This is a genomic window from Paraburkholderia sp. A1RI_3L (genome assembly GCF_048957895.1).
Classification (GTDB): Bacteria; Pseudomonadota; Gammaproteobacteria; order Burkholderiales; family Burkholderiaceae; genus Paraburkholderia; species Paraburkholderia kururiensis.
Window position 1 is genome coordinate 822,744 of the sequence record NZ_JARCHA010000002.1, and the last position, 6,517, is coordinate 829,260.

General features: G+C 61.2%; 9 protein-coding genes and 1 tRNA gene. 7 read left to right on the forward strand and 3 right to left on the reverse strand.

All coding sequences use genetic code 11. From position 1 onward, the window contains the following. Window positions 1-12 precede the first annotated feature (12 nt). Entirely contained in the window at window positions 13-276 is a 264-nt protein-coding gene (rpmA, locus tag PXJ20_RS09845) for a 50S ribosomal protein L27 (protein WP_017777104.1), read from the reverse strand. Between the two features lie 24 nt (window positions 277-300). Beyond that, window positions 301-612 carry a 50S ribosomal protein L21 gene (rplU, locus tag PXJ20_RS09850; RefSeq protein ID WP_006025184.1) on the reverse strand — a complete coding sequence of 104 codons (312 nt, stop codon included), beginning with the start codon at window positions 610-612 and terminating at the stop codon, window positions 301-303. 249 nt (window positions 613-861) lie between these two features. On the opposite strand from rplU, the gene PXJ20_RS09855 reads away from it, so the two are divergent. The 6 genes from PXJ20_RS09855 to PXJ20_RS09880 all read left to right on the forward strand — a co-directional run bounded on the left by PXJ20_RS09855 (window position 862) and on the right by PXJ20_RS09880 (window position 5,580). Further along, entirely contained in the window at window positions 862-1,854 is a 993-nt protein-coding gene (locus tag PXJ20_RS09855) for a polyprenyl synthetase family protein (protein ID WP_026121911.1), read from the forward strand. 30 nt (window positions 1,855-1,884) lie between these two features. Further along, window positions 1,885-1,961, forward strand: a tRNA-Pro gene (locus tag PXJ20_RS09860). A gap of 163 nt (window positions 1,962-2,124) precedes the next feature. Further along, on the forward strand, window positions 2,125-3,702 hold the full coding sequence (locus tag PXJ20_RS09865) for a tyrosine-type recombinase/integrase (RefSeq protein WP_421029882.1): 1,578 nt from the start codon (window positions 2,125-2,127) through the stop codon (window positions 3,700-3,702). Further along, a complete protein-coding gene (locus PXJ20_RS09870; RefSeq protein WP_421029883.1) occupies window positions 3,699-3,995 on the forward strand; it encodes a hypothetical protein in 297 nt (98 codons plus the stop codon). The genes PXJ20_RS09865 and PXJ20_RS09870 overlap by 4 nt, the downstream gene beginning before the upstream one ends. 401 nt (window positions 3,996-4,396) lie before the next feature. Continuing rightward, window positions 4,397-4,771: a hypothetical protein gene (locus tag PXJ20_RS09875; protein WP_421029884.1), complete on the forward strand. Its 375-nt coding sequence runs from the start codon at window positions 4,397-4,399 to the stop codon at window positions 4,769-4,771. A 134-nt stretch (window positions 4,772-4,905) separates the two neighbouring features. After that, complete coding sequence (locus PXJ20_RS09880; RefSeq protein WP_421029885.1) at window positions 4,906-5,580, forward strand: hypothetical protein; 675 nt, start codon at window positions 4,906-4,908, stop codon at window positions 5,578-5,580. A 338-nt stretch (window positions 5,581-5,918) separates the two neighbouring features. On the opposite strand, the gene PXJ20_RS09885 is transcribed toward PXJ20_RS09880, so the two are convergent. Beyond that, window positions 5,919-6,269 carry a DUF6527 family protein gene (locus PXJ20_RS09885; protein ID WP_421029886.1) on the reverse strand — a complete coding sequence of 117 codons (351 nt, stop codon included), beginning with the start codon at window positions 6,267-6,269 and terminating at the stop codon, window positions 5,919-5,921. On the opposite strand from PXJ20_RS09885, the gene PXJ20_RS09890 reads away from it, so the two are divergent. Then, the coding region (locus tag PXJ20_RS09890) for a hypothetical protein (protein WP_421057419.1) at window positions 6,156-6,517 on the forward strand (362 nt) is incomplete at its 3' end. The genes PXJ20_RS09885 and PXJ20_RS09890 overlap by 114 nt on opposite strands.

The following is a 6,517-nucleotide window of genomic DNA, read 5'->3' on the forward strand; positions in this document are numbered from 1 at the left end:
CTGAAGGGCCGCTCAGGCTGCTGCCGGGACGACGACGACCGTGTGCTTCCGGGCTGCGCCCTTCGTCGTGAACTTGACGTGGCCGTCGACCAGCGCGTACAGCGTGTGATCCTTGCCGATGCCGACGTTGTCACCCGGGTGCATGCGCGTGCCGCGCTGACGCACGATGATGCCGCCGGCATTGATTGCCTGACCGCCGTACACTTTGACGCCCAGTCGTTTCGACTCGGAATCGCGGCCGTTGCGTGACGAGCCGCCTGCCTTTTTGTGTGCCATGTGATTGCTCCTTGACCGTTGCGCTTACGCGTTGATCGCGTCGATGCGCAGTTCGGTGTAGTTCTGGCGGTGGCCGCCATGCTTCTGGTAGTGCTTCCGGCGACGCATCTTGAAGATGGTCACTTTGGCGTGACGACCGTGCGACACAACGGTGGCCTTGACGGAAGCCCCACTGACCAGCGGCGTACCGAACTTGATCGATTCGCCTTCGCCCACTGCGAGAACCTGGTCGAGCGTGATTTCTGCGTCAATGTCAGCCGGTATCTGTTCTACTTTAAGTTTTTCGCCAACGGCAACCTTGTACTGCTTGCCGCCGGTTTTTATGACCGCGTACATTGAAAACCTCACTCTGGATTCGTTTTTCCCACGCACCGCGCGCGGAAACCCGTGATTATACATAGAGTTAGAAGCAAGGTCAAAGCTCATTCATGGCCCTCGCGCCACCGTCAGTCACAGCGTGCTCCCGCCTTGCCAGCCAACGCCGGCAAGGTATTCGCCGGCCGCAGCCGCCCTTGCACCACCGCGCCAAAGCCCGGGATGTGCCCGTTCGCCTTATAATTCGCGGCACTACCCATTCTCACCATCATGTCGTCGACCGCCACTTCTGCCCCCAACGCCGCCACCCTGCTTGCCCCGATTGCTGAAGACATGGAGCAGGTGAACCGTGTCATCCGGCAACGTCTGGCGTCCGAGGTGATGCTGATCAACCAGATCTCCGAGTACATCATCGGCGCTGGTGGCAAGCGCTTGCGTCCCGCGCTGCTGCTTCTCGTGGCGGGTGCGCTCGGCGAGCGCACGGGGCACCGGTACGAGTTGGCCGCCGTGATCGAGTTCATCCACACGGCAACGCTGCTGCACGACGACGTGGTCGACGAATCGGATCTGCGGCGCGGCCGGCAAACAGCGAATGCGCTCTTCGGCAACGCGGCCAGCGTGCTGGTGGGCGACTTCCTGTATTCCCGCTCGTTCCAGATGATGGTGGGCGTCGGCAAGATGCGCGTGATGGAAATTCTCGCCGAAGCCACCAACATCATCTCCGAAGGCGAAGTCCTGCAGCTCCTCAACATGCACGACGCGGACGTGGACGAGGCGCGCTACATGCAGGTGATCCGCTACAAGACGGCGAAACTCTTCGAAGCGGCAGCGCAGTTGGGCGCCGTGCTGTCCGGTGCTGATGCGAAGACCGAAGAGGCTGCTGCCGAGTACGGCCGGCGCATCGGCACGGCTTTCCAGATCATGGACGACTGGCTCGACTACACGGGCACGGCGGAGTCCATGGGCAAGAATGCAGGCGACGATCTGCGCGAAGGCAAACCCACGCTGCCGCTGATCTGGCTCATCGAGCACGGCACGCCGGCCGAGTCGGCACTCGCCCGCGAAGCCATCGAACAAGGCGGTACAGACCGTTTCGAGGATATCTTCGCCGCCATCACGCGCTCCGGTGCGCTCGACCACACGCTGGAATGTGCGAAACAAGAAGCGCGTGCGGCCGCCGCGGCAATTTCTTCGTTCCCGGATTCCATTTACAAGGAAAGCCTGCTAGAATTATGTTCTTACTCGACGACGCGTCAGTCCTGAACAAGACTGAAACGTCACGAGAGTCTAATTCGGGGTGTAGCTTAGCCTGGTAGAGCGCTACGTTCGGGACGTAGAGGCCGGAGGTTCGAATCCTCTCACCCCGACCAGATTTTTTCTTGAGAAATCAAGGCGAAAGCCGTCCACTAACCTGGACGGCTTTTTTGTTTTTCGGCCGTTCTGCGCCACTTCTGCGCCACTTGCTCCCCGCCCACCGGGGGCGATGGCTAAAACCGGTCGCAACACGTGGTTTCTTTTTACCAAGGACACCACATGGCCAGCATCGACAACCGTTCCCGCTTCATCGTGCGCGTGCAGAACCGCGACGACCTCGAACGCCGCTTCTCCTACAACCAGACCAAGAAAGTCACGCAGTACGTCGACGAGCTCAAGCAGCAAGGTTTCAAACCCCGCGTCGAGCGGGCCAACGACGCCTACCAAGTCTGCATCCGCCAGAAAGGCTATCCGGAGCTGACCCGCACGGTCGGCTCGCTTGAAGAAGCCGAAGCGCTCGTCGAGCGCATCACGTCCCAACGCAAGGACGGCCTATTCATCGACTATTCGAAAGGGTGGAACACCACCTTCGCTGAGTGCATCGTGCGCTACATCCGCGAAGAATGCGTGCGGCACAAGGGCTTCGAGATGGAAACCTACAAGCTCAATGGCATGCTCGAGGATGGCGGCTGCCCCCGCGTGGACCTGGCGCCCGTCATCGACGCGAACCTTGCCGTCTATCCGCACCTCCAGAACGTGACGCCGCGCACGCCAACCGGCATCCAGGTCCGCAAGGGCTCGAATGCAATTGCCTGGATTAACCGGCCGTTCGCGCAGGTCACGACGACCGACATCGAGGGCTACCTCCGCGACCGGCTCGAAGACGTCCAGCCGGCCACGGTCGACCGTGAGCTCGACCTCCTCTCGGCCATCTGCCGCGTCGCCATCAAGACCTGGGACCTGCACGTCGCCAAGAACCCGATGGAGGGCGTGCGGCGGCCGCGCTACTTCAACGAGCGCGACCGGCGCCTGAAGGCCGGCGAAGAGGCGCGGCTGCTGGCCGCCGCCCGCGAGGAGGACCGGCTGCGCTCGATTGACCGCCGCACCGAAGAGCTGATGACCGGCGCGCGGGAAGCGGCCGCACAGCTGCCCACCGTCTACCAGAAGAAGGCCCACATCAAGGCCGCGCTGGAGACCTGCCGCGCCCAGGCCGAAACGGACTACACCCATGTCCCGGAACTCGAGACCTTTGTGCAGTTCCAGCTGATGACGGCGGCACGGCGCGGCGAAACGCTCAATCTCACATGGGCCAACGTCGACCTCGACGCGCAGACCGCGTTGCTGCCGGTAACCAAGAACGGCCGCTCGCGCACCCTGTCGCTGCGCGCCGAGCTCGTCGCGATGCTCAAGGCGCTGCCGCGCCATGGCGACTACGTGTTCAACCTGACCGTGGATGACCTGGAAAACGCCTGGACGCGCATCTGCGCACGCGCCGGCATCACGGAGCTGAACATCCACGACCTGCGGCATGAGGCAATTTCGCGCGTCGCGGAAACCGGCCAGTTCACGCTTATCGACCTGCAGGCCTTCAGTGGCCACCGCGACGTGCGCATGCTGCTGCGCTACGCGCACCTGTGTGCGAGCCGGCTCGCCGCCAAGCTCGACGACGCGTTCCGCGATGCGCCAGTGCATAAGGGACGCCGACGTACGGTCGCGGGCACGATTTCGCTTGCGGAGCTGGCGAACACCCCGGCGGATGAGCTGCCAGCAGAGCCTGCATCCGACGAGTCGGCCCCCGATGACCTGCCGCCGGCCCCCGCCAGCAATGTCATTCCGCTGCGCCGCCGCGCCGCGTGAACGGCGTGATTTTTCCTCTTTCAAGGAGACCAACCATTCAACAATTTCGCTTCGAGGATTTTGTAAACGGCGATGGCCGCCGCGTGCTCGATGATGCGGGCCGCCAGGGCATCGACGGTATCACGGGCCTCGGTTCTTCAACGGAGGTGCGCTGCGGGCTCATCCTCCAGGCGCTCGTGGAGCATGCGCCGTATCTGGCTGATTTCCAGCTCGATGACATCCTGGGGTGGGTCCGCGAGATTCGCGACGGCGTGCCACACGGCCAACCAGGAAGCCGTTCCACTTCCCGATAACGTCGCCCGCCCCCGTGGGCGGGCGCGTGAGCGAACCCACTTGCTCTCTTCAGTGACCCATTATTAGGGTCGAATCATTTGGAAAGTTTCCGCGCGGAAACTTGATGCCAACTCCGTCATCCCCCCGAACAGTTTCCGCGCGGAAACTGTTCCGGGCGTCCGCGCGACGGGGCGGCACCCGCGCCGCGTTGCGCTCCCCAGGAAAATGGTCCTCGCATCGAGACGTTTAATCTTCCCGAAAGGCGTGCCGGTCGATTTATGGATATATCCGCATATTTCATAAAATATCGAATTAATAAAATCAGAACACATCCGCTCAAGAGGCATACTGAAATAAATCAACCCAGCCTCTTGCGGGCATGCATTTTCCCTGTATTATTCCGCCGTCCGAGTCGGAAGCCATGAAAATCATGGAAAAATACACATCACCGTCATTTGAAATTACTGCCGCCTGCTTTCCCGCAACCCAACGCCCCGGTTTATCCCAGTTGGGATTTCGTGTTCGCGTCCATCTCCCGGATGCCGCCGGGCGCTACTCCTATGCTGGTGTGCTCTCGCTGTCGAAAGATGGCAACTGGGGTTGCGATGCCTGGCAAACCACGCTAGGGGCAGATGCCGAAGGCTCGGCGCCTGAAATGGATTTTCTTGCGTTGCCGGAGGATATTATGACGCCACTGTGCAATGCCCTTATCGCAACACTCAACTCGCCCATCCGTCCCAACAATGCCATCATCATGAATAACGAGAAATTCAATGAGTCGTTTTATATTTATTAACCATGGCACCATTATCAATTAATGAGATTCAAGCGCCAGCCATCCTTGGAAAAGACAAATCTACAGGAATCACCTTGATATTTCCGCAACCCTGAAATTGATTAGACCCTTTAATCGCCATTATGAGTAATGTCATGAACCGGTCCATGCCGGCTATCGAGTCGCGATTGCGCGCAGACGCCATCGACGCCCGCCTGCTCGCGGGAATCCGCCGCCATGCCGCCCGGCGTGATGCGGCCACCTCCTATGTCGTGTCCGTTGCGCTGCTCCTCGGAGACCCCGCCGGCGACGATGATGAACGGTGCGTGGTCATTGTGCTGCCCCACACCGATGCGAACGATATCGACGTGTCCGAGGAGCGACCCGGCGCGATGGTGCATGCGACGCCGGTAGGCGGCAGCGCCGCCGCCCTTGTGCTGGCGGGCAATCGGGTCGCGCTCGCCGAACGCGCGGTCATTGAAGCGAGGCCTCTCCTTCGGGGGCGGCTCGTCGTTTTGTGGGCGTTCAGAAACGAAACGATGGTGCGCGTGTACGGCTACGACGGCGAGGTCGAGGAGGCCCTGTGGCTCGCATCGATGACGGCCCAGAGTCACGAGGGGCCGGATGTCGACGAGGCCCCCGTCGATGACTCGCTCATCCGCGTAGCTGAGACCTTTAACCTCACCCTGCCCGCTAGCGAGGCGGCGCTGCGAAGACAGACGAAGCACCTGGAGCGGTCTGAATCTGAAAGAGCAGTTGACGCTGAACAAAGCGTGAACGGCTGCAATCGTGAACCGCCTTGTTGTACAGAAGACTCGCCTCGCGTATGAGCCGGGCGACCGTGACGGTGTCCCCCAGCGCCCTGACGGCCGCCGCCACCAGTACAGGGTCGACCGAGACAGTCGTGCTCATGCCGCTGCGGTCCTTCACGCGAAACAGCTTATAGGTGTAACAGGTTTTCTGATTGACCGGCTGCAATCGCGTCTCCACGTGATATCGAGCGCCTTACAATACGGCTGCGGCTTACAGAGATGGGCGCCGCGTTGGCGATGCCCGCGAGCTGGCGGCTCTCCCACCTAGCATGGCGCGCCGCGAGACGCCTGTACCAGAGCCCTGAATATCGCGCACCGCTACAAAATGGCCGACATGTTCGGACGGTAGTCCCTGGTCACCGCGTCGTCTCACACCAGTGAATCATGCCGTGCCGCACCCAAAAATGTGACCGACATCCCTTTGTGCGGTCGACCGACGGTGAAATGCTTGGAAGGCGCATGTCCTTCTGTGTGAGGGTCCAACGCGGGCGTTGTCCTTCAATCATCGGAAGCTGGATGGTATCGCCACACCCACATGGGCACCTGAGGGCCGCAAGCCAGTATTGCCCGTTTTCCCCAACTGCATATAGCTTATGGGCCTGGAGCGCATCGGGCAGGTCATCAACGACGACCACCGTGTATCGGCCGAGCCATCCGTCGAAGTAGGCGAGGGCGTGATTCCAAAGTCGCAAGAGCAGCTGTGGCATTTTTTAAAGGTCCATGATTCCGAGCAGCGGTTCGTTGGCGCCAAATCCGATGCGCTTTGCGAAAGCGGCGCACGCTTCACCGTCGCCTTGATGGCTGCTCGCGAGCGGGTCGGACAGGCTGATGCGCCACTGAGCGAATTCCGCGTTGGGGTCTACGCGGTACGGCGTCAAGCGCGCAAGCAACTCGTTGACCGCGTAGGCTGCAATCAGCATGTTGAGCGAGATAACGGCCGGACGGTCGACCTCCG

Excerpts from the sequence above, each read along its gene's own strand:
- rplU (WP_006025184.1), bottom strand. The coding sequence starts at position 612 with ATGTACGCGGTCATAAAAACCGGCGGCAAGCAGTACAAGGTTGCCGTT.
- PXJ20_RS09875 (WP_421029884.1), top strand. The coding sequence starts at position 4,397 with ATGAAAATCATGGAAAAATACACATCACCGTCATTTGAAATTACTGCC.
- PXJ20_RS09880 (WP_421029885.1), top strand. The coding sequence starts at position 4,906 with ATGAACCGGTCCATGCCGGCTATCGAGTCGCGATTGCGCGCAGACGCC.
- PXJ20_RS09855 (WP_026121911.1), top strand. The coding sequence starts at position 862 with ATGTCGTCGACCGCCACTTCTGCCCCCAACGCCGCCACCCTGCTTGCC.
- rpmA (WP_017777104.1), bottom strand. The coding sequence starts at position 276 with ATGGCACACAAAAAGGCAGGCGGCTCGTCACGCAACGGCCGCGATTCC.
- PXJ20_RS09885 (WP_421029886.1), bottom strand. The coding sequence starts at position 6,269 with ATGCCACAGCTGCTCTTGCGACTTTGGAATCACGCCCTCGCCTACTTC.
- PXJ20_RS09865 (WP_421029882.1), top strand. The coding sequence starts at position 2,125 with ATGGCCAGCATCGACAACCGTTCCCGCTTCATCGTGCGCGTGCAGAAC.